Origin of the sequence: Streptomyces sp. NPDC048442 (genome assembly GCF_040651475.1) — a bacterium.
In the GTDB taxonomy this organism is placed as follows: Bacteria; Actinomycetota; Actinomycetes; order Streptomycetales; family Streptomycetaceae; genus Streptomyces.
Map to the genome: position 1 here is coordinate 87,753 of NZ_JBEZKB010000004.1, position 19,708 is coordinate 107,460.

A 19,708-nucleotide genomic window follows, 5' to 3' on the forward strand; every position below is an offset into this window, starting at 1 on the left:
TCGGATACTGTCACCACATGATGCCATCATCTGGATGCCCTGGGTATCTTGAATGACGGAATCACCCCACGACAGGAGCGACATGGGCCGGTTGACCAGGGCCGAAGTGCAGGAACTCAATCGCCGGAAGGTGCTTGAGGCGGCTCGCGAGGAGTTCGGCGAGCGCGGGTTCCGCGATGCGAAGATCGACCGGATCGCCGAGCGGGCAGGGCTCACCCGAGGGGCCGTCTACTCCAACTTCCCGGGCAAGCGGGCCCTGTACTTCGCCGTTCTGGCCGACATCGCCGGCCGTACGCCCGCCTCCGCACCCCCGGCGTCCGTCGACACCGTTCGCGAGGCGCTCGGCGCGCTCGCCCGCGCCCGGGTGGCCCGGTTTCCGCTCTCCGACGACGACGACCAGCACGACAACCCGGCGCGGGACCTGCCGTCGGTGGTGCTCGCGGACGCGCAGACCCGGCAGCCGTACGCGCAGTTGCTGAAGCTCGACGCGATCGTGCTCGGGCTGGCGCTGGAGGGGATGCGGCGCGGGCCTGGCGCCGGACAGCGGCTGGTGCCGGTCGCGGAGGCCGTGCTCACCCTGCTGCACGGGGCGGATCAACTGGCCGCCGCCGCACCGGGGTTCGCCGATCCGTTCCAGGTCGTCGCTGCCTGCGAACAGCTCGCGGAGCTCTCCCCGGACGGCGACTGGGCGCCGCCGCACCTCCCCTACGTACCGAAGGCGCGGCCCGGGGACGAGGCGTGGTCACCGCCGCCCGCGACGGACGCCCTGCGCGGCGGGGCCGTCGGGCTCGCGGACGACGGGGTGGTGGCGGTCCTCGGGCTGCACCGGCTGGAGGCCGTCGAGGAGGCGGTACGGGCGGCGGCTCCCGGCGGAGCTGTCACCGCCGTACTCGTGACGGGTGAGCCCGGTGAGCTGGGACCGCTGGCCCGGCTGACGGTGGCGGAGCTGGGGGCCGGGCTGCGACAGGCGTTCCCGGAGCGCGCGTGGCCCCACGTAAGGCTCGTGCACGACGAGTTGGGGGTGCTTGCCGCTGCCGCCGGGGTGTCGGCCGTGAGTGACGCGACCGAGGCCGCCGTACGTATCGAGGGCGGCCGGGTTGTCGCACGGGCCGAGGGCCGGGGTGCCTGCTACGCGGCGGCGACGGCCGCACCGGGCGGGCGGCATTGAGCGCTAGGCGTTCCGCAGGCGGTGCGTGGTGTCGTCTGCGGGTGCCTCGTGGTTGGTCGCGCAGTTCCCCGTGCCCCCTTGGGGCGCGGCCGAACGCGCCGGGTCCGGCAAGGGTGGTGCCGGCTGTCGCCACACCCGTACGAATCCCGCCGCCGCCCTCCAGAACGACGTCGGCAGGAACACCAGGTCCCCCACGATCGTGATCGCCGAGAACATCGGCAGCGCCATGAGGACGCCGATCCCCACGTGCGTACTCAGCATCACCACGAGGATCACGTACTTCAGCCGCCGGTTGAACACCAGCGCAGCGAACAGCACCTGTGAGAACACCGTCACGTACGCCATGACCGCCGTGAACGTCCCGTGGCTCGCGATCCACGCCGACAGCTCGGGGAACGTCGAGAAGTCGTCGCTCAGCATCGAGTAGTAGAGCGCGGACCCGTCCCGCCACGACGCCCCGCGGATCTTGTACATCGCCGCGGACGTGTAGATGACCATGACCTGGAGCGCGATGACGCCCATGCCCGCGTTGTGCAGCACGGTCACCGCGCGCCTGCGCAGCTCCTCCGTCTCCTCGCCCCACGGCACCGGCCTAGTTGTCCCGCCACGCCGCGCCCTGCGCCTCGCGTCCAGCGACCAGTGCCGGCCGGACGCGCAGAAGACCAGGTAGTTGGCGAAGAGGAGGCTCAGCAGGGCCCAGCCGCTGTTGGCCATCGATCCGCGGATGTAGAAGGCAACCAACACGAAGACGAAGAGCGGGGCCACCGCCCGGGTCCGCCAGCCCAGTGCGTACAGGACGCTGATCAGCAGGGCGACCGCGTACCAGCCGTAGAAGACGACCGGGCTGTCCGTGGACAGCAGTCCGTACCACCAGCCGAACGCGCCGTCCCAGCCGCGCGCCCGCATGGTCTCCGCGAACAGCTCCGGCGTGAGGGGCGACCCCGGGCCCCAGAGGCGGTCCGCGTGCGGGAGTTCACGGAGCAGGTGCAGTACGTACAGGCCGGCGAGGCCGATGCGCATGGCGGCGGCACTGTACGGGGCGAGGGGGCGCAGCGTGAGGTCGCGGAGGGCGCCGGTGACGCGCGACCCCAGCGTGCCGGCGCGCTCGCGGCCGAGCCCGAGTGCCTGACGGGCCGTCATCGGGTCACCTTCCAGAAGCCGACCTCTTCGTAGCGGGGCGGGTGGGTGGCGTCCGGGGCTTCGGGGGACGGGATGCGGGTGGAGCGGGTGCGGAGTTCGATCGCGTCGCCGGAGGGTCTGCCCATGTCGTCGAGGCGGGCGGTGACCACGTTCATGAGGTAGCGGGCGTTGCGGCTGCGCGCCTCGTCGGCGTTCGGGGCCTTGGCGTTGCTCTGGTACTGGGCCATCGCGCGGCGCAGCACGAGCTGGTCCTCGATGCTGGGCAGCAGGTCGCCGCGGTAGCGGGAGTTGTCGTACGCCGTGAGGTCGATCCACGGGCCGAACTTCCCGTCGACCCTGGTGCGGACCTCCAGGTGGAGGTTGTAGCGGGAGGGGTCGGGGGCGAAGATGTTCCAGTCCTGCGGGAACATCGGGCGCATCCACCAGTCGGTCTGCTTGGCGTACGTCTTGGCGAGCGGGAAGTCGCTCGCGACGTACAGCAGCAGCATCGTCGAGTGGGTGACGGCGAGGAGCGCGACCAGGGCCACCGCGAGGCGGGTCAGCCGGCGCCGGAGACCGGTGAGCGGGATGCCACGGGGGGCGAGAGGGTCCCGGGGGGTGAGAGGGTCTCGGGGGGTGGGAAGGTCCCGGGGGGCACGAGGATCCGGAGGGGCGAGAGGGTCCGGTGGGGATATGGCGGACTCGGCCACGGTGTTCTCCTCTTGCGCCACAGGGCACACATGAATCACGACGGCCACAGAGTATCGGTGCGTACTCAGGGGTCCGTCCGAACCACCCCACGCGCCCCGGCCAGCCGGCCACCCCGGCCACCACCTAGAGCGCAGTCGCCGGCCAGTCCAGCATCCGTGCCCCGATGACCGCCGTCTGCAGCGTGTACCGCCGCAGCGGGTCCGCCGGGTCTGCGCCGGTCAGCCGGTGGATGCGCTCCAGCCGGTACGTCAGCGCCCGCACGCTCAGGTTCAGTCGGCGGGCCGCCTCCGCCGACACGCACCCCGCGTCGAAGTACACCCTCAGGGTCTCCACCAGCGGCCCGGCCCCGCCGCGCGCCTGCGCGAGCGGGCCGAGCGCGCTGCGCACCAGGTCCACGAGGGCCTGCTGATCCCGGCCGAGCACCGGAAAGACCAGCAGGTCGGCGGCGTAGAGGACGGGCCCTTCGAGCCCCATCCGCTCGGCGAAACCGAGCGCGCCGAGGGCCTCCTCGTACGAGTGGACGACGCCGCCCGCACCGGGGTGCGGGCGGCCGACCGCGACCAGCACCTCGTCGGTGGCGGCGTGCACCTGCTTGGCGAAGTGGTGCAGGACGTCGGAGTGCTCGCCGGGGGCGATGCACACGAGCCGGCCGTCCTTGCTGGCGACCAGGATGCGCCGGTCGACGAAGCGGGCGGTGAGCGAGCTCTCCACCGCCCGGCTCACCGCGTCACCGTCCTCGAAGGCGTCCGGCCCCTCCGCCACGGCGACCGCGTGCGCCCGCGAGAAGCGCAGCCCGAAGCGTTCGGCGCGGGCCGCGAGCCGGCCCAGGTCGCTGCGGCCGTGCAGCAGGTCGTCGATGAACTCCCGTCTGGCGCCCTCTTCCTGACGGACCGCCATGCGCTGGGCCCGCTCGTACCCCTCGGCGACCGCGTCGACGGCCTGCCCGACGGCGGCGAGCACTTCTTCGGACGTACCCGTGGCGGTGTGCGGCCAGCTCTCCCGAGTGGCCGTCAGGTAGGTGCGTACGACGGCCCGCAGCCCGAGGCCCGATTCGGCGGCACGCTCGCCCAGGGCGCGCCGGGCGTCGAGTTCGTCGCGGGTGAGGCGGCGGCCGGTGTCGGCGACCTGGTGCAGGATCCGGGCGTAGCCCTCGACGTACTCCTCGTACCCGTCGGGTACGTCCGGCCCTGCCACGTCGGTCACTCCTCGCCTGCTGTCTGCTGTGCGCTGTTCCTGCTGTGCACTGTTCCTGCTTGTCATGCACAAGAATCGCAGACGGCTTCACGGGCGGATTCACGGGCAGATTCACGGGCGGATGCGGTACGTCTCTCCCGCCCGCGTCGGCACGGCCAGCACGCCGTCCTTCGCCGTGTACGTGGCCGAGCGGCCGCCCCTGCGGACCACCCGTACCCGCCCGGTGAGCGCGGGGTGACGCACCCTCGCCGTGCCGCCGCCGATCGAAGCGAGCCGGATCTCGGTGGGTCTGCCCTGCTGCCAGTCGGCGCCGACGGTGAAGCCGCCGCGTGCCCGCAGCCCGTCGTACGAACCCCGGGCCGCCCACGCGGTAGGCAGCGCGGGCAGCACGTCGACCGTCCCGTGGCGGCTCTGGAGCAGCATCTCGGCGATTCCGGAGGTGGCGCCGAAGTTGCCGTCGATCTGGAACGGCGGGTGGGTGTCCCAGAGGTTGGGCAGCGTGGAGGACTTGAGCTGTTCGCCGAGCATCTTGGCGGCGTGGTCGCCGTCGCCGAGCAGCGCCCAGAAGTTGATCTTCCAGGCCTTGCTCCAGCCGGTGCCGCCGTCGCCGCGCGCGGTGAGCGAGACCTTGGCGGCTTCGGCGAACTCCGATCCGGGCCGGATCTGCCGGCCGGGGTGCAGTGCGAAGAGGTGCGAGGCGTGCCGGTGGTCGTTCTCGGGGTCGTCGATGTCTGCCTTCCACTCCTGGAGCTGCCCCCACTTGCCGATCCGCAGGCCGGGGTCCAGTCTCCCGAGGGTCTCTTTGAGGCGTGCTCTCAACTCCCGGTCCATGCCCAGCACTTCACTCGCCTCGACAGTGTTGCGGAGGAGGTCGAAGACGATCTGCTGGGAGAGGGAGGCACCGGCGGTGAACTCGCCCTGTTCGGGCGAGTAGCTGGGTGAGACGACGAGCGTGCCGTCGCGCGGGTCGATGTGCAGGTTGGCCAGCCAGAAGCGGGCGGCCTCCTTCATGGCCGGGTAGGCGCGCTCGCGCAGGAAGGCCCGGTCGCGGCCGAAGAGGTAGCGCTCGTAGAGCTGCTGGACGAGCCAGCCGTTGGCCTCGGGCATCCAGAAAGAGGTGGCCCAGTCGTGGACGCCCGTGTAGCCGAAGGCGTTGGTGTTCTGGTGGACGACCCAGCCTACGGCGGCTCCGAACATCTCCCGGGCCGTTCTGCGGCCTGGTGCGCGCAGGGCGTCGACCAGGTCGTGGTACGGCTGTGCGGTCTCGGCGAGGTGGGTGATCTCGGCGGGCCAGTAGTTCATCTGGATGTTGATGTTGGTGTGGTAATCGGCGTTCCAGGGTGGGGTGGGGGAGTCGTTCCAGACGCCCTGGAGGTTGGCGGGGAGCAGGGATCCGGGGCGGGACGAGGCGATGAGCAGGTAGCGGCCGTAGCGGAAGTAGAGGGCTTCGAGGGCGCGGTCGGCCGGGGAGTGCGGATCGGCCCGGTAGGCGGACAGCAGCCGGTCGGTCGGGACGTCGGCGGGCATCCGCTGGCCGATGTCGAGCTGGACGCGGTCGTACAGAGCGCGGTGGTCGGCGATGTGGGCGGCGCGCAGTTTCCCGTACGGCTGGACGGCGGCCCGGGTGACGGCGGAGGTGACGGCGCGGTGCGGGTCGGCGCCCCGGTAGGCGGGGTGGCGGTCCGCGTAGTCCGTACCGGCGGAGAAGACGAAGGTGGCGCTGTCGGCGCCGGTGACGGTGATCCGGCCGCCGCTCTCGGTACGGGTGCCGCCGCGGGCGACGACCTGCACCTGGCCCTCGTACCGGAGCCCGTTGTCGGCGAGCGCACCGGTGAGGGTGATGCGGCCGTCCTTGGCGGTGGCGGTAGCGCCGGTTTGTGCGGAGTCGAGGCGCAGGGTGAAGGAGATCCGGCCGGGGCGGTCGGCGGCGAGACGTGCGGCGACGACGCGGGCGGGGTGGCTGGCGAAGTACTCGCGGGTCAGGGTGGCACCGCTCGCGTCGCGGTAACTCACGCCTGCGAGTGCGTTGTTGAGGTCGAGGTGGCGCCGGTACGCGGCCGGGGCGGCGGGCGCGCCGGGGAAGTCGAGGACGAGTGACCCGAAGTTCTGGTAGTTGCCGAAGCCGGGGACGATACCGGCGGGGGTGTGGTAGGCGGGGTTGCCGAGGCGCTCGGAGACCTCGTCGGGGTGCATGGACCCCTTCTCGTCGATGATTCTGCGGACCTCGTCGAGGGCGCCGGGGCGGGGTGCGGGCCAGTTGCCGTGGTCGTAACCCTCCTTGCTGCCGGGACCGCCGGTCCACAACGACTTCTCGTTGAGCTGGAGTTGATCGGTGGCGACGCCGCCGAAGACCTTGGCGCCGAGGTCGCCGCTGCCGATCGGGAGGGCTTCGCGCTCCCAGTCGGCGGCGGGCCTGTCGTACCAGAGGGTGTGCCCGTCGGCGGGGGCGACGGGGCCGTCCGGTGCCGCCCCGGACAGGACGGCCGCACCCGCCGGGGCGGCGACGGGGAGGGCCGCACCGGTAGCGGCAACCGTGGACAGGGCGAGCGCCTGGCGCCTGGACAGCGTCATGAAGATCCCTCCAGAGGTCGAGCGGAGAACCAACATAGGTCGGATCAATGCTGGGCGAAGAAAGGGGTGATGTCCATGCTTACCTCACGGAGGCCATGTATCGGTGCCTGCACGTTGCCATAGGTCGGACCTTGAGGCGAGGTCTCGCAGTGCGACGCCCGCCAGGTACGGTCGATGACCATGAGCTCCGTACGACGCACCGACCCGCCCCTCACCGACAGTCCCACCCGCACCTCCCCCACCCCGAACTGCCTCACCGGCGTCGGCATGATCGTCCTCGACGGGGCGGGCCGGGTCCTGCTCGGGCTCGGCCACAACGGCAACTGGGAGCTGCCCGGCGGAAAGGTCGACACGGGCGAGAGCTTCGAGGCGGCCGGAGTGCGTGAACTCGCCGAGGAGACCGGCCTCTTGGCGTCCGCCGATTCCGTGCGGGTGGTGGCCGTGGTGCTGGACGGCGGGTACGGCCTGAACCGCATTTCGGCGGCGGCGGTCACGGAGGCGGCGCAGGGGACCGCGAGGGTCACCGAACCGGACAAGATCGTACGGTGGGACTGGTTCGCCCCCGAGGAGATCCCGGCCGCGCTCTTCGTACCGTCGGCCGCGGTTCTGCGTTCGTGGCGGCCGGACCTGGCTCTGCCGGAGACCGACTCGTACAGCTACCTCACCCACGCCTGACCCACCACCCACCGACCCTTCTCAGCCACCTCAACCGGCCCTGCCCTTACACGCGTTGACAGATGTCTTCCGCGTCGGGCGGGGCCGCCTTATGCTCCTGCGACTCATGTGGCTGTTACCACTGGTAAGGGGCTGGGCAGATGGATCGTACGGTCAGCACATCGACCTCTCACACCTCTCGACGCACTTTCGTGGCCGGGGCGGCGGCGGTCGGCGGGGCGGCAGCGCTCGGCACGCTTCCGGCCGGGGCGGCGCAGGCAGCTCCGAAGACGGCTCCGCATACGGGCGCAAAGGCGGGTGCAGGGGCTGCTCAGTCCGTCGCCGTGCTCGGCGGCGGGGTCGCCGGCCTGACGGCCGCGCACGAACTGGCGGAACGCGGCTTTCGGGTCACCGTGTACGAGAGACGCGCACTGGGCGGCAAGGCCCGCAGCATGGACGTCCCGGGAAGCGCCAAGGGCAGCCGCAAGCCGCTCCCCGGCGAGCACGGCTTCCGCTTCATCCCGGGGATCTACCACAACCTCCCGGACACGATGCGCCGCATCCCCTTCCCCGGCAACGCGAACGGGGTGTGGGACAACCTCGTCGCCCCGCCCGAGATGATGTTCGCCCGCTCCCACGGCCGCGAGGACCTGCGGATGCCGATCCCCTGGCCGGGCCATCAGCCCACGGGCCTCGACCTCGACGACATCCGGCGCATGCTCACGGGCCTGCTGGAAACGGCACTCAACCTGCCGCTCCACGAGAGCGCGTACTTCGTGAACCGGGCGCTCGTCTTCCTGACCAGCTGCGACGAGCGCCGCGACAGCACATGGGAGAAGACCCCCTGGTGGGATTTCGTACGGGCCGCCCAGATGTCCAAGGAGTACCAGCGCATCCTCGCCATCGGCATCACCCGCAACATCGTCGCGACGAAGGCGGAAGAGGCGAGCACACGCACCGTCGGCACACTGGGCGAGGCCTTCGTCTTCAACGCACTCGGCCAGGGCGCGGACGGCCCCCCGGACCGCATCCTCAACCTGCCCACGAACGAGGCGTGGATCGACCCGTGGGTGGCCCATCTGAAGTCCCTGGGCGTGGACTTCAAGATCGGCTGGACGGTACGGGAGATGAAGACGGCGGGCGGCCGGATCAGCGCGACGGTCATCGAGGATCCGGCGGGCACACGGCAGTCGGTGGTGGCGGACCACTACGTATCCGCCATGCCGGTGGAGCACGCACGGCGGACGTGGAACGCTGAAATGCGGTCCCTGGATCCGCAGTTGGCCCGCGCCGACAAGCTGGAGACGGACTGGATGACGGGCATTCAGTTTTATCTGACGGAACGTCCGAAGTTTGTCGACGGGCATGTGAACCTGATCGACTCGCCGTGGTCACTGACGGGAATAGCCCAGGCCAGGCACTGGCCGGACCGTGACTTCCCAGCGGTGTACGGGGACGGTGTCGCGGTGGACTGTCTGTCGGTCGACATCTCGGAGTGGGACAAGCCCGGAATCCTCTACGGCAAGACGGCGAAGCAGTGCACAAGAGAGGAGGTGGCGAAGGAGGTGTGGGCGCAGCTGAAGGCGGGGCTGAACGACACGGGGAAGGTCGTGCTGAAGGACAGCACGCTGCACTCGTGGTTCCTGGACCCGGGGGTGGACGGCCTCGGCACCCCGAACCCGACGAACGAGGACGAGCTGCTGATCCACCCGTGCGGCACACTGCACAACCGGCCGTCGGCCAGGACCGCCATCCCCAACTTCTATCTGTCCGGAGACTTCGTCGCCGTCGACATCGACCTGGCGACGATGGAGGGCGCGAACGCTTCGGCACGGGCGGCGGTCAACGCCCTGCTGGACAGGGCGGGTTCGGATGCGGCGCGGTGCACGGTGCAGGGGATGCACAAGGTCCCGGCGATCGAGACGCTGAAGCGGCACGACCGGACGCGGTGGAGGTGGGGGCTGCGGAACGCGTTGGATCTGGGGTAACGCATACAGCGAGGGGCCCCGCTCGATGAACTTCGGCGCGGGGCCTCTTCGTACGTACGGTCCTCACGGCCAGGGCGCCACACACCGGACGTGGGCTTCATGCCTCTCAGCGGTCGTCGTAGCGGCGGCGCAGGTCGCGCAGCTGGTCCGCGACCTCTTCCGGCACCCGGTTCACGAATTCCGGCAGGAGCTGCCGAGCCAGTCGGGAGTGGCTCTCCTCGGCCCACACCGAGGGCAGCCACTGTGGCGCGTCCGTCGCCAGCGTTCCGAGAGCGAGGTCGAGCAAGCCGCGCAACAGCGCCCGCTGCCCCTCGGTGTCCCCGTCGTACGGGTACGAGTCCATGGTGTCCAGGCGACGGAGCACGATCCGCGCCCGCAGCACGAGGGACGCGGCGGTATCGCGATCCGTCCACAGCGCCTGCACCACGCGGTGCACCACTGTCACCGGCAATCGCTGGGCATCGCCCAGGAGTTGACCGGCGACTATCGCACTCAGTTTGGTCCACATCTCGGACGGCATACTGCGGGCCTGGAAGAGTAACTGTGCGCAGCGCTCGTACCGCACCGCAAGTTCCGGATCCAATGGTTCCAAGTGGCTCGAAAGCCAGAGGTCCATCAGGTCGTGCGCCCAGGAGGTGGCCTGGCCGCCGGCCTCCCCGTAGAAGGTGGTCATGGCGATGGCGAAGCGCTCGAAGAGTGGGTCGAGAGCATGCCGCACCACGAGGTCCTGACCGGCGTCGGCGATGTCCATCCGATGCCGGCTCTCCTCCGCGTACGCCCGCGACCAGGTCGTTTCCGTCGTCTGATACTCGTGGTCGGGCCCGTATCGGAACGACCAGTACGGGTCGACCGTCCACTCCCCGCCCGGCGGCTCCGGGGCCGAGGCCGGGAGTACGGTCAGCTCGCGCCGCCCGTCCACCCAGCTGCGATGCACCTGGAGCGCGGCGGCGAAGTCCGCCCACTCCTGCTCGGTCAGCGCGGAGCGGTACAGCTGGACCCGGTGCGGCCAGACGCCCGCCGGGTCAGTGGCGGCGGGAAAGAGTTCGCTCGTGGTGACGCCGCCCGTGAGCAGGACCGTCAGCATCATCAGGTTCGCCTCGTACTTGCCGTGGCGGGCGGCGGTCGCACGGGGGATGGGGCGGTAGTCCGCGAACTTGTGCTCGACCCTGTTCCGGGCGTCGTCCATGACGCTGATCAGCAACTCGCCGAGCCGTTCGCGCCGTTCCGGCGCGAGGTGGCCGATGCGGGCCTCGACGAAGCGCGTCATCTGGCGTGACGCCAACAGTGCGTACGACAGCAGTGCGTACATCAGCTCGTCGTCCACGTGGGTCCGGCCGATGGACAACGCTGGGCGGTGGTCGAGGAGTTGGTCGAGCAGTACCACGGAGAGCCTGGCGACGAGGTACTCACCGAAGGTGGCGTGCAGGAACTCGTACGTCGTCAACTGCCGTTCGTCCTGGACCGCCTGCGCCTTCTGTACGAAGAAGAACCGGCCGAGGGCGATCTCCGCCTGCTTGAGCGGGGTGTGGCGGAAGTCCGTCGCGGCAGCGGCGGCGGACCTGCCGAGCAGGGCGATGAGGTCCTCTTCGAGTTCTGCGGCGGTGATCCACTGGCGGCGGCGGTTGAGAATGCCGAAGGCGATGAGGGAGAGGCGTTCGAGTTCACGCTCGGACTTGTCGGCCAGCTGGTGGGCGGTGAGGCCGTCCCCCGACTTGCCTATCTCGCGGACCGCGAAGGATACGAGCAGCTCCTCGTAGAGGTCGGCCGCACCCAGGGACTCGCCGTTCTCCGCCTCCCGTTGGAGTGCGTTGGCGTTGGCGTCGTGCAGGGCGAGCATCAGCAGCAGAAGGGGCTGGGAGGCCAACTCTGCGTTCCTGCAGGCGACTTCCGCAGTCAGCGGGCGGAGTCCATGGGCGGTGAAGTGCGGTGCGTTGAGCTGGTTCCAGACCGCGAGCCAGCGTTGGATGTGCGACTCGCTGAAGGGTTCGAGGCGTACCGCGACGGTGCCTTCCGGGCAGCGGGCCCGGTCTGCGACGGCGGTGCGGCTGGTCACCATGGCGTAGACCGGACGGCCCAGTTCGGCCTCGCGCTGCTGGAACTTGGCAATCCGGAGCAGGTAGTCGGTCTGGCCCACTCCGGTGGCCTGGAGCAGTTCGTCGAATCCGTCGAAGAGGAGGACGGGCACCGCCCCGTCGGCCGACCGCACCAGTTCCGTCCAGGAGACCTGCTCGCCCGTGGTCGCTCGTACCGCATGCTCGATCTGCTCCTGCACCTCGTCCTCCGCGCGTACTTCGCGCAGCACGATCCGCACGGGAAGGAATCCGGTCTCGGCCAGCCGGGCCGCCAGTACCTTGGTCAGTACGGACTTGCCCGCGCCCGGCTGGCCGAGAACGAGGAGGGGCGTGGTGGCGGATTCCGGTGACGTGAGGGTGCCGGCGAGGAACTCGGTGAGGTCGGAGCGCACCGGCATGCCCTCCCACCAACCCTCCTGTGCGGGCCCACTGCCGTCACCGGGTACGGCAGAGACGCGGAAGTCCGGGTCCACGTACCCCTCCACGAGGGTGGGCAGCGTGAGGCCGCTGGGCGCCTCGCCCTCCGCGAGGATCGACTTGGTGAGGGCGGCCCGGTAGATGATGTCGAGGCCGGCGGCGGCGTGGCTGAGCGCAGGTGCGACGACCAGGCCGCGCAGGGCGGTCTCGACACCGGCGAGGGACTGGCGGATCTCGTTACGGGTGGCCCGGTGCTCGATCTGGTCGGACCAGAATCCGAACTCCGGCACTTCCAGAGCCAGTCGTGCATACAGCTCTTCGTAGCGGTTCAGGGCCGCCGAGCTGAGACCTGCCAGCGCCACTGCCGCTTGCTCGCGCTGCTCTTCGCTCAACCCGTCCCAGAGAGCGAGCCCTTGGACGAACTCCATCATGGGGAGCGCGATGCCGCCGTACCAGGTGACCAACCGCCGCACGAACAGCTCATACGGCTGTGCGGGCCCCACCTGCGGAATACCGGCGAAGAGCAGCCGGTGCACGATGTCCTCGGCCTCCCGGTCGCCTCCCGCGATGGCGATCAGTTCACCGGTGGTGAGTTCCAACTCCCGCACGCTGAAGGGGAGTTCCGCTTCACTGAGTACCTCGAAGTACGCCGTGATCACCAGCACCGCGTGCGCCGCCGCGATCTTCTCCGAACGCTCCGTGCGCTCGGCACCGCTCAGCCGGTCCCGCAGGCCTCCGGTCAGGTCCCTCCCCAGCCGCAGCAGCCTCCCCTGCGCCCCGAAGATCCCCAGCACCGCATCGCTCGCCCCGCCGGTGGCGGCCGACAACGCCCCGCCCAGCACCTGGTCCGCCGCCGCCAGTGCTTCGCTGTCGCCGCCCAGGATCGCCACCGCGTCCCGGTAACTCAGAAGTCGTCGCCCACGCATGCTCCAGATCTACCACGCGCGGGGATCAGAGCCGTCCCGCCTCCACAATCCGCTTCAGGAACTGCTGAGTTCGCGCCTCCTGCGGCGCCCCGAACACCTCCGCCGGTGTCCCCCTCTCCAGCACCACCCCCGCGTCCAGGAAGCACACCTGGTCGGCGACCTCCCGGGCGAACCCCATCTCATGGGTGGCGATGACCATCGTCATGCCCTCTTCCTTCAAGTCCCGTACGACGCCCAGGACTTCACCCACCAGCTCCGGGTCCAGCGCCGCCGTGATCTCGTCCAGCAGCAGCAGTCGGGGCCGGACCGCCAACGCCCGTACGATCGCCGCCCGTTGCTGCTGGCCGCCACTCAGGCGGTCCGGGTACTCCGTCGCCTTTCCGCCGAGTCCGAGTCGCTCCAGCAGCTCCCGGGCCCGCTCCTCCGACTCCTCGCGCGCGATGCCGTGCACTCGTCGAGGGGCGAGGGTGATGTTGTCCAGAACCGTCATGTGCGGAAAGAGGTTGTACGCCTGGAAGACCACCCCGATCCTCCGCCGCACCGCATCCGCGTCCGCACGCGGATCCGTGATGTCCTCGCCGTCGAGGAGGATCGCGCCGTCGTCGATCTCCTCCAGGAGGTTCACGCAGCGCAGCAGGGTCGACTTGCCTGAGCCGGACGCGCCGATCAGCGCGGTGACCGTGTGCGGGGCCACGTCCAGGTCGACATCGCGCAGGACGACGGTCTCCTTGCCCCGCGCGCCGTACGTCTTGCGGACCGACTCCAGCCGCAGCACGGGGTCGACGTCGCTCATACCGTTCCTCCCTGGGCCCGCTGCCGGTCCATCCGCGCGGTCACCCAGTCCGTGAATCTCGTCATCGGGATGGTCAGGGCCACGAAGACCAGGCCCGCCACGATGTAGGGCGTGTAGTTGAAGTCGCGGCTCGCAATGATCTGTGCCGCGTACACCGCGTCGACCGCGCCCGCGATCGACACCAGGCCGGTGTCCTTCTGGAGCGAGACCAGGTCGTTGAGCAGGGGCGGGACCACGCGCCGTACCGCCTGCGGCAGCACCACGTACCGCAGCGTCTTGCGGTTGGACAGGCCGAGCGACCGCGCCGCCGCCCGCTGCGAGGGATGTACGGACTCGATGCCCGCGCGGAAGACCTCCGCCACGTACGCCGAGTAGGTGAGAGTCAGAGCCGCGCCACCCAGCAGCACCGGGTCGGTCGTCACGCCCGTCAGGCGCAGGGCGGGGACGCCGAAGACCACGATCAGCAGGTTGATGATCAGCGGGAGGCCGCGGAAGAAGTCCGTGTAGGCGGTGGCGAGCGCCCTGATCGGAAAGAACGCCGGGCCGCGCAGCGTGCGCGCGACGGCCAGCATCATGCCCAGTACCAGGACGCACACCCCGCACACCGCCAGCAGGCGCAGGTTGAGCCAGAGGCCCTTCATGACCTCGGGGAGCGCCTTGCGGGCGAAGTCCGGGTCGAAGAAGGTCTCGCGGGTGCGTTCCCAGCCGGGCGAGTTGACTATGACGACGTACAGGACGGCGGCCGTGACCAGGGTGCTGATCGCGGCGATCGCCGTGGCGCGGCGCATGCGTCCGCGCTTGAAGCGTTCGCGTGCAAGCCTGCGGGCGGACGGGACGTATCCGTCCGTCTTCAACTCCAGTTCCTGGACCGTCACTTCAGCACCGGCGCAGCCACCGCGTCCGCCAGCCACTGCTTCTCCAGCCTGGCCAGCGTGCCGTCCTTGCTGAGCGCGTCGACCGCGCCCGTCACGCACCCGGTCAGCGCGCTGCCCTTGTCGAGTACGAGACCGAACTTCTCCGCCTTGCCGAGGGTGTCCTGGAACTGGCCGACGACAGCCGCCTCGGGCACTTCCGCACCCGTGATGTAGAAGGCGGTGGGGAGGTCGACGACGATGGCGTCGACCTGGCCGTTCTTCAGGGCCGCCTTCGCGAAGTCGTTCTTCTGGTAGACGGCCGGCTGCTGGGACGGCTTGATGAGGTCGTTGATGACGTCCAGGCTGGTCGTGCCGACCTGGGCGCCGAGCTTGAGGTCCTTCAGGTCGGCGGCCGACTTGGCCTTCGCCGCCTTGGAGCTCTTGAGGGCGACCACCGTCTGACGGACGTCGTAGTAGCCGGAGGAGAAGTCGACGGCCTTCTTGCGCTGCTCGCTGATGGAGATCTGGTTGAGGTCGAAGTCGAACTTCTTCTCGCCCGGCGCGAAGGCGTTGTTGAAGGGGACCGTCTGCCAGACCACGTCCGCCTTCCGGTAGCCGAGCTTCTCGGCGACCGCGTAGGCGACGGCGGACTCGTAGCCCTGGCCGTTGGAAGGCTTGTCGTCCTTGAACCAGGGTGCGTACGCGGGCTTGTCCGTGCCCACCGTCAGCTTGCCCGCCGTCTCGGTGGCCAGCTTGCCCGGCGCGCAGGAGGCACCGCCCGCGGACGACGAGGGCGCGGCCTTCGGATCCGGCTGCGGGGCACAGCCGGCCGCGAACGCGGCAGCGAAAACGACGACGGTGGCAGTGAGACTGCGGGCGAGAGTGGCAGAGCGCATGGCGCGAGAGTGGCAGTGAGCAGGGATTTTGTCCACGTCGAATTGGCGTTCGTCCGAATCCTGGAATGTGTTGCGAGACGGTGAATTCTTCGGCATGTGACTGATTTTTGTCCATCTCTTGCTCAACTCCAGCCTCTTTACGCTCAGTTGGTCCCGCCCGTACGCTCCCCGCCATGCGAATCGTCCGAAGCACGAAGAGACCCGCCCTCCTGGCCGCGGCAGGCGCGCTTCTCGCCGCCATGGCCGTTCCACAGCAGGCCACTGCGATGGACCGCGATCCCGTCACCGCCAACGTCACCGCAAACGCCAACGCCACCGCCAACGCCACCGTCGTCCCCGTCCAGACCACGGGGCCCACCGACAAGCGCTTCAACCTCGTCGTACTCGGCGACGGCTACACCGCCGCCGAGATACCCAAGTTCCGTGCCGACGTCGAGAAGCACATGAATGTGCTGTGGAGCATCGAGCCGTTCGCCTCCTACCGCTCGTACATCAATGTCTGGGCGGTCGAAATGCCGTCCCCCGAGTCCGGTGTCGACTGCGACCCCGGGCTGTCCGATGCCCGCCGCGACACCCCGCTCGACATGGCGTTCTGGGGTGGCTGCAACGCGAGCAGCGTGCAGCGGCTGCTGACCGTCGACACGAAGAAGGCGAGCGCCGCCGCCGATCTCGTCCCGGGCTCCAAGAGCGCCAACCGGCAGATCGTCGCCCTCGCCAACAGCCAGACCTACGGCGGCGCGGGCGGCGCCTGGGCCACCGCGTCCGGCGGTAACGCCCTGTCCTCGCTCATCACCCCGCACGAGATAGGCCACTCGCTCGGCAAGCTGGACGACGAGTACGACTACTACGGGCGGGGCGTCCCCGGCGGTACGTACACGGGCGGCGAGCCGGACTCCACGCACCACTCCCTCCTGAGCGAGGAGGAGATGCGCGCCAAGCAGCAGAAGTGGTGGCGCTGGCTCGGCGAGGACAGTCTGTCCGGCGGGCGCATCGGGCGTCACGAGGGCGGGATGTACTCCACCAAGGGCGTCTGGCGGCCGAGCAAGCACTCCATGATGAAGACCCTCGGGTACGACTTCGACCAGGTGGAGCGCGAGGTGATGACCCAGGCGATCTCGAACAAGGTCAACCTCGTGCAGGACCACACCCCGAACACCGCCCCACTCGGCACCGACCGCACCGCGTGGGTGGACACCCTGCACCCGGTGGGCGGGGCGCTCGACGTGACGTGGAAGCTGGACGGGAAGACCGTGCCGGGCACGTTCGGCTCGCGCAGCCTGGATCTGAAGCGGCTGCACGTCGGCAAGGGCGCGCGCACCCTCACGGCGACCGTCACCGACCCGACTCCGTTCGTACGGGACCCGAAGCTGCGGGCGTCGCAGGCCCTCACCCGTACCGTGACGTGGACCGTCGACCGGTCCGCACGTCCCACCCAACAGGCCGCTGGAAAGGCAGAGTTCACCGGTCACACCGGAACGGACAAGCCGGTCGGTGCGAAGTCCGTCGTGTACGCGGACACCTCGCACCCCGCCACCGGCCGCTCCCCCAAGGTGCGCTGGACCCTGGACGGACGGCCCGTCGCCAGTAGCCTCGGCAATGACCGCGACCTCGATCTGTCCAGGCTCCGGCTGCCGGCCGGGCGTACGCACACCCTCCAGGCCCGCATCGTCGCAGGCGGCTCCGGCGCGGCCCCGCTGACCTGGACCGTGGACACGGCGTCGGCCACCGGATCGTACGAACTCTCCGAGCCGGTGCGCACCGTGCAGCGGCCCGGGAAGCCGGTGGAGTACGTCTACGACGGTCCGTTCACGATGAAGCTCAGCGCGAAGGACGACCAGTCGGGGACGGTCGTCTCGCAGTTCCGGGTCAACGGGGACGGCTGGTACACCTATTACGGCTGGCCGACGGACGCCGATTCGCCGTGGCGGTTCACGCCGTCGGGGACCAACGTCGACGACCTGGTGTACGGGAAGCTGGGCACGCCGCGCGTGGTGCCGTGGGACGACGCGACGCCCGAGTACAAGACGCACACCATCGAGTACCGGACGATCGACGCGGCCGGGAACGTCGGGCCCGCGAAGAAGTTCCTCGTGACGCTGACGCCGCCTCAGCAGCCGTAGTACGGCCCCCGGCAGGCGCCTCGTTTTGTGCCGGGCTGACCATCTTCCATAAGATCCGGCGATGATCACAAGGAAACGACTGGCGGCCGGAGCGTGCGGCGCACTGCTCGCCGCTCTGGCCGCCGGGCTGCTGCCGGGCCCGGCGGCGGCCGACGACAGGCTGGACACGACCGAAGGAGTCCCGAAGGAGTCCCCCAAGGTCGAGCTGGTCCTCGACGTCAGCGGCTCGATGCGGGCCGCCGACATCGACGGGCAGTCCCGGATGGCGGCGGCGAAGCAGGCCTTCAACGAGGTGCTGGACGCCACCCCCGAGGAGGTCCGCCTGGGCATAAGGACACTGGGCGCCGACTACGCGGGCAGTGACAAGCAGCGCGGCTGCAAGGACACCCGGCAGCTCTACCCCGTCGGCAAGCTCGACCGCACCGAGGCCAAGGCCGCCGTCGCCACGCTCGCCCCCACCGGGTTCACCCCGGTCGGGCCCGCGCTGCTCGGTGCGGCGAAGGACCTGGAGGGTGGCGACGCGACCCGGCGGATCGTGCTCATCACGGACGGCGAGGACACCTGCGGGCCGCTGGACCCGTGCGTCGTGGCGCGCGAGATCGCCGCCAAGGGCACCCACCTGGTGATCGACACGCTGGGCCTGGTGCCGAACGCGAAGATCCGCCAGCAGCTCACCTGCATCGCGGAGGCGACCGGCGGCACGTACACCGCCGTGCAGCACAAGGAGCAACTCTCCAAGCGGGTCAAACAGTTGGTGGACCGGGCGGCCGACCCGGTCGTCAACCCCGTCGCCACGAAGGGCGGCGCGTCCTGCACCGACGCCCCGAAGCTGGGCGCCGGCCTCTACACCGACCGCGAGAAGTTCTCCGAGCACCGCTGGTACCAGGTGCAGGTAAAGCCCGGCCAGGAACTACGGGCCGCGGTGAGCATCGGCTCCGACCGTGCCGTCAACAACGACTACGGGGTGCTCGTACGGGCCTCCACGCTGAGCGGGCGCGAGATCGTACGCGGCTCGGAGGCCGGTGACGGGCGTACGGACGTGATCTCGTCCGGGCTGCGCTACCCGAAGGCCGACGTGGATACGGAGAAGGGGCAGGAGCCCCCGGCCGAGACGGTCTGTCTCCAGGTCAGCAATTCGTTCTCCGCCGCGCCGTCGGTGAAGACGGAGCCGGGCATGCCGGTCGAGCTCGCCATCGACCTGGTGGACTCGCCGAAGCGGGCGTCGGACGTGGCGTCCTTCGGGCTCGGGCACGGCTGGTGGCTGCTCGGTGTGATGGTCCTCGTCGGTCTCGTCGCGGGTCTGCTGTTCGGCTGGATCTCGCGCTGGCGCGTTGCGGTCTGGAGGACCAACTGATGCGTACGACACGTGTGTTGACCGGGGTGCTGACGAGCTCGCTGCTCGCCGCCGCCGCTCTTTTCGGTACGGCTGCGGGGGCGAGCGCGGACGAGACCCCGTCACCTTCACCTTCGCCCGGTGCCGGATCCGTTGCCCCGCCGACGGAGGCCGGTACCTCCTTCCGTACCGCCACGGCCGTCAAGTCTGGGCAGCTCGCCACGGCGGGCGCGTCCACCGGTGACTATCTGTACTGGGTGTTCCCGGCCGACGCCGGCCAGGACGCAACCGTACGGGCCAAGGTCGTACTGCCCGAGGCCGCGCAGCGGCACGGGGCGCAGACCTGGCGGCTGGACGTGTACGACGGGCTGCGCAGGCGGCAGGCGTGCACCTACGGTGCGTCGGCCGCGACCGCGCAGAAGGACGCCCCTTCGGTGGCGCTGACCTGCCATCTGCGTACGGTCAGGGCCTGGGCGGAGCAGTCGTCGAACGACCCGCTGCCCGGCTCGTACTACGTGAGGCTGACCGTGGCCGGGCTCTCGGACGACGACCTGGGGCTGCCGGTGAAGGCCGAGGTGCAGCCCGTGGTGGTCGACGCGGGCGGCGCCAAGGCGGTCGACGGCTCGCTGACGGCGCCCCTGGTGCCGGGGGCGACCACCGTCGACTCCTCGGCGAAGAACGGCAAGAGCGAGCCGAAGCAGGCTTCGGTGGCGGCGGCCCCCGAGGACGGCTGGGCTTCGGGGATCTGGTCGAGCCGGTGGCTGTGGACTGCGGGCGGGGCCGTTCTGGCCGCGCTGGCGGGTGTCGCGGGGTATGCGCTGACACGGGGCGCGGGCCGGCCCGCGCGGGTGCCTCAGAACTACTGACGGACACTCAAGGGATGGGCGGGGCA

14 protein-coding genes are annotated in these 19,708 nt (G+C 70.1%); 6 read left to right on the forward strand and 8 right to left on the reverse strand.

Going from position 1 to position 19,708, the window contains the following annotated elements; genetic code table 11:
* Nucleotides 1–52: 52 nt before the first annotated feature.
* Nucleotides 53–1,168, forward strand: coding sequence for a TetR/AcrR family transcriptional regulator (locus AB0D18_RS08175; RefSeq protein WP_362414214.1), 1,116 nt, complete (start codon nt 53–55; stop codon nt 1,166–1,168).
* Between the two features lie 3 nt (nt 1,169–1,171).
* Here AB0D18_RS08175 and AB0D18_RS08180 read toward each other — a convergent pair whose 3' ends face one another.
* The 4 genes from AB0D18_RS08180 to AB0D18_RS08195 form a co-directional block, all read right to left on the reverse strand.
* Complete coding sequence (locus AB0D18_RS08180) at nt 1,172–2,308, reverse strand: HTTM domain-containing protein (RefSeq protein ID WP_362414216.1); 1,137 nt, start codon at nt 2,306–2,308, stop codon at nt 1,172–1,174.
* Nucleotides 2,305–2,997: a DUF5819 family protein gene (locus tag AB0D18_RS08185; protein ID WP_362414218.1), complete on the reverse strand. Its 693-nt coding sequence runs from the start codon at nt 2,995–2,997 to the stop codon at nt 2,305–2,307. Before AB0D18_RS08185 ends, AB0D18_RS08180 begins: the two co-directional genes overlap by 4 nt.
* Nucleotides 2,998–3,121: 124 nt before the next feature.
* The gene (locus AB0D18_RS08190; protein ID WP_362414697.1) at nt 3,122–4,192 is read right to left on the reverse strand and encodes a helix-turn-helix domain-containing protein; all 1,071 of its coding nucleotides are present in this window, start codon (nt 4,190–4,192) and stop codon (nt 3,122–3,124) included.
* Nucleotides 4,193–4,303: 111 nt separating this feature from the next.
* Nucleotides 4,304–6,763: a glycoside hydrolase family 95 protein gene (locus AB0D18_RS08195; protein ID WP_362414220.1), complete on the reverse strand. Its 2,460-nt coding sequence runs from the start codon at nt 6,761–6,763 to the stop codon at nt 4,304–4,306.
* A 180-nt stretch (nt 6,764–6,943) separates the two neighbouring features.
* On the opposite strand from AB0D18_RS08195, the gene AB0D18_RS08200 reads away from it, so the two are divergent.
* Nucleotides 6,944–7,438, forward strand: a complete 495-nt coding sequence (locus tag AB0D18_RS08200; RefSeq protein ID WP_362414222.1) for an NUDIX domain-containing protein — start codon at nt 6,944–6,946, stop codon at nt 7,436–7,438.
* Between the two features lie 140 nt (nt 7,439–7,578).
* Nucleotides 7,579–9,405 (forward strand): FAD-dependent oxidoreductase, encoded by a 1,827-nt coding sequence (locus AB0D18_RS08205; protein ID WP_362414224.1) that lies wholly within the window; start codon nt 7,579–7,581, stop codon nt 9,403–9,405.
* Between the two features lie 106 nt (nt 9,406–9,511).
* On the opposite strand, the gene AB0D18_RS08210 is transcribed toward AB0D18_RS08205, so the two are convergent.
* From AB0D18_RS08210 to AB0D18_RS08225, 4 genes are read right to left on the reverse strand one after another with little or no spacing between them, the layout of a single operon-like run.
* Nucleotides 9,512–12,820 carry a hypothetical protein gene (locus tag AB0D18_RS08210; protein WP_362414226.1) on the reverse strand — a complete coding sequence of 1,103 codons (3,309 nt, stop codon included), beginning with the start codon at nt 12,818–12,820 and terminating at the stop codon, nt 9,512–9,514.
* Between the two features lie 25 nt (nt 12,821–12,845).
* On the reverse strand, nt 12,846–13,613 hold the full coding sequence (locus AB0D18_RS08215; RefSeq protein WP_362414228.1) for an amino acid ABC transporter ATP-binding protein: 768 nt from the start codon (nt 13,611–13,613) through the stop codon (nt 12,846–12,848).
* Nucleotides 13,610–14,488: an amino acid ABC transporter permease gene (locus AB0D18_RS08220; protein WP_362414230.1), complete on the reverse strand. Its 879-nt coding sequence runs from the start codon at nt 14,486–14,488 to the stop codon at nt 13,610–13,612. The genes AB0D18_RS08215 and AB0D18_RS08220 overlap by 4 nt, the downstream gene beginning before the upstream one ends.
* Nucleotides 14,485–15,363: an ABC transporter substrate-binding protein gene (locus tag AB0D18_RS08225; protein WP_362414232.1), complete on the reverse strand. Its 879-nt coding sequence runs from the start codon at nt 15,361–15,363 to the stop codon at nt 14,485–14,487. Before AB0D18_RS08225 ends, AB0D18_RS08220 begins: the two co-directional genes overlap by 4 nt.
* 173 nt (nt 15,364–15,536) lie before the next feature.
* On the opposite strand from AB0D18_RS08225, the gene AB0D18_RS08230 reads away from it, so the two are divergent.
* The 3 genes from AB0D18_RS08230 (at nt 15,537) to AB0D18_RS08240 (ending at nt 19,682) form a co-directional block, all read left to right on the forward strand.
* Nucleotides 15,537–17,483 (forward strand): M64 family metallopeptidase, encoded by a 1,947-nt coding sequence (locus AB0D18_RS08230; protein WP_362414234.1) that lies wholly within the window; start codon nt 15,537–15,539, stop codon nt 17,481–17,483.
* Nucleotides 17,484–17,544: 61 nt separating this feature from the next.
* The gene (locus AB0D18_RS08235) at nt 17,545–18,837 is read left to right on the forward strand and encodes a VWA domain-containing protein (protein ID WP_362414236.1); all 1,293 of its coding nucleotides are present in this window, start codon (nt 17,545–17,547) and stop codon (nt 18,835–18,837) included.
* Nucleotides 18,837–19,682, forward strand: a complete 846-nt coding sequence (locus tag AB0D18_RS08240; protein ID WP_362414238.1) for a hypothetical protein — start codon at nt 18,837–18,839, stop codon at nt 19,680–19,682. Before AB0D18_RS08235 ends, AB0D18_RS08240 begins: the two co-directional genes overlap by 1 nt.
* Nucleotides 19,683–19,708: the final 26 nt, after the last annotated feature.

Excerpts from the sequence above, each read along its gene's own strand:
- AB0D18_RS08205 (WP_362414224.1), top strand. The coding sequence starts at position 7,579 with ATGGATCGTACGGTCAGCACATCGACCTCTCACACCTCTCGACGCACT.
- AB0D18_RS08215 (WP_362414228.1), bottom strand. The coding sequence starts at position 13,613 with ATGAGCGACGTCGACCCCGTGCTGCGGCTGGAGTCGGTCCGCAAGACG.
- AB0D18_RS08240 (WP_362414238.1), top strand. The coding sequence starts at position 18,837 with ATGCGTACGACACGTGTGTTGACCGGGGTGCTGACGAGCTCGCTGCTC.
- AB0D18_RS08225 (WP_362414232.1), bottom strand. The coding sequence starts at position 15,363 with ATGCGCTCTGCCACTCTCGCCCGCAGTCTCACTGCCACCGTCGTCGTT.
- AB0D18_RS08200 (WP_362414222.1), top strand. The coding sequence starts at position 6,944 with ATGAGCTCCGTACGACGCACCGACCCGCCCCTCACCGACAGTCCCACC.
- AB0D18_RS08175 (WP_362414214.1), top strand. The coding sequence starts at position 53 with ATGACGGAATCACCCCACGACAGGAGCGACATGGGCCGGTTGACCAGG.
- AB0D18_RS08235 (WP_362414236.1), top strand. The coding sequence starts at position 17,545 with ATGATCACAAGGAAACGACTGGCGGCCGGAGCGTGCGGCGCACTGCTC.
- AB0D18_RS08195 (WP_362414220.1), bottom strand. The coding sequence starts at position 6,763 with ATGACGCTGTCCAGGCGCCAGGCGCTCGCCCTGTCCACGGTTGCCGCT.
- AB0D18_RS08180 (WP_362414216.1), bottom strand. The coding sequence starts at position 2,308 with ATGACGGCCCGTCAGGCACTCGGGCTCGGCCGCGAGCGCGCCGGCACG.
- AB0D18_RS08230 (WP_362414234.1), top strand. The coding sequence starts at position 15,537 with ATGCGAATCGTCCGAAGCACGAAGAGACCCGCCCTCCTGGCCGCGGCA.
- AB0D18_RS08210 (WP_362414226.1), bottom strand. The coding sequence starts at position 12,820 with ATGCGTGGGCGACGACTTCTGAGTTACCGGGACGCGGTGGCGATCCTG.